1 protein-coding gene is annotated in these 1,493 nt (G+C 48.5%); it reads left to right on the forward strand.

All coding sequences use genetic code 11. The features are described from left to right. Window positions 1-226: 226 nt before the first annotated feature. Window positions 227-1,465 carry an IS110-like element ISEsa2 family transposase gene (locus tag GF617_RS26840; RefSeq protein ID WP_000219087.1) on the forward strand — a complete coding sequence of 413 codons (1,239 nt, stop codon included), beginning with the start codon at window positions 227-229 and terminating at the stop codon, window positions 1,463-1,465. The last annotated feature ends 28 nt before the right edge of the window (window positions 1,466-1,493 follow it).

Genomic DNA, 1,493 nt, shown 5'->3' on the forward strand with positions numbered 1-1,493 from the left:
TATAGTCATTCGTACCCTGAGAATTACACTTTGAAGTGATTCAGGGTATGCGCTTACTGGTTACGAATATTGAGCGAGAATCATGTGATGATCGCCGCTTTTCTTTCGAGCCAGTAGGTGCTCCACGTTCGCTAACGAATACTCAGGGCATGCAGATAAACTGCTGGCTATATTTCTTTCGAAGAGCGTGGAATGCATACCAATCCCCGATAAAAAGGAGTTGGTGATGACTGTGACTAATCAATTTGCTGCGCACGTTGGTCTGGACTGGGCTGATAAAAAACACGATGTCTGTGTTCAGTTTAAAAACGGTGAACGCGTATTCGATGTGATTGAACATACAGCAGAAGCGCTTGATGCCTGGCTTACTGAGTTACACCAGAAAGTAAAAGGTAGAATCGCAATAGCTCTCGAACTGAAGAAGGGCCCCGTGGTATATGCTCTTCAAAAATACCCCTTTATCACCGTTTTCCCCGTCCACGCATTGTCCCTGGCTCGTTATCGGCAAGCCTTCTCGCCCAGCGGCGCTAAAGATGATCCGCAGGATGCCGAGCTGGCATTAGAGTTAATGCTGCGTTACCCCCAGAAGATAAAAGCTATTGAACCCGACAATGCGGATATTCGCTTACTTCAGCAACTGGTTGAGCAACGTCGTCAGTTGGTTGAAGATAAACGACGCTTTGTGAACCGGATAATCAATACGCTTAAACAGTATTATCCTCAGCCACTGGAGTGGTTCTCACATCGGGGTAGCTTACTGTTGTGTGAGCTGATTATCCGGTGGCCCAGTCTGCAACAACTGAAACGAGCCAGACGCGACACGATCCGCAACTTTCTGAATGCCAAAGGTGGTCGCGCTATGGCCCTTACCGAGCAACGTGTTGCGAGTATTGATAATGCGATCCCATTGACTACAGACCCGAGTGTTATAGAGGCTAATGCTTTGATGGCAGCAGCACTGGCGACACAAATTAAAGTCGTGAGTGAAATCATCAAAACCTATGACGAACGAATCGAAACGCTGTTTGACACATTGCCAGATGCGGGGCTGTTCAAATCACTTCCGGGCATGGGACCGTGCATGGGCCCACGGATGCTTGCTGCACTTGGTGATAACCGTGACCGGTTTAACAGCGCTGAAGAAATTCAAAACTACGCAGGTATAGCACCGGTGACCGAACGAAGCGGCCAAAAATCCTGGGTTCACTGGCGATGGCAATGTGCCAAGTTCGTCAGGCAGACCTTTGTTGAATGGGCTGCCAAGACGGTTAATTCATCATACTGGGCCAAACTGTATTATCAGGGCCTCAGAGAAAAGGGCAAATCTCATCAGTCTGCGATCCGGGCACTGGCGTTCAAATGGATAAGGATCATTTACCGCTGCTGGAAGGCCAGAACCTGTTATGACGAAGCGAAATATTTGCTGGCTCTCGAAGCGAGACACTCGCCCTTACTGAAGCCATAAAAAGCTTGTCGAATGTCTCAGGGCGTGA

It is taken from the genome of Lelliottia sp. RWM.1 (assembly GCF_016859735.1).
Classification (GTDB): Bacteria; Pseudomonadota; Gammaproteobacteria; order Enterobacterales; family Enterobacteriaceae; genus Enterobacter.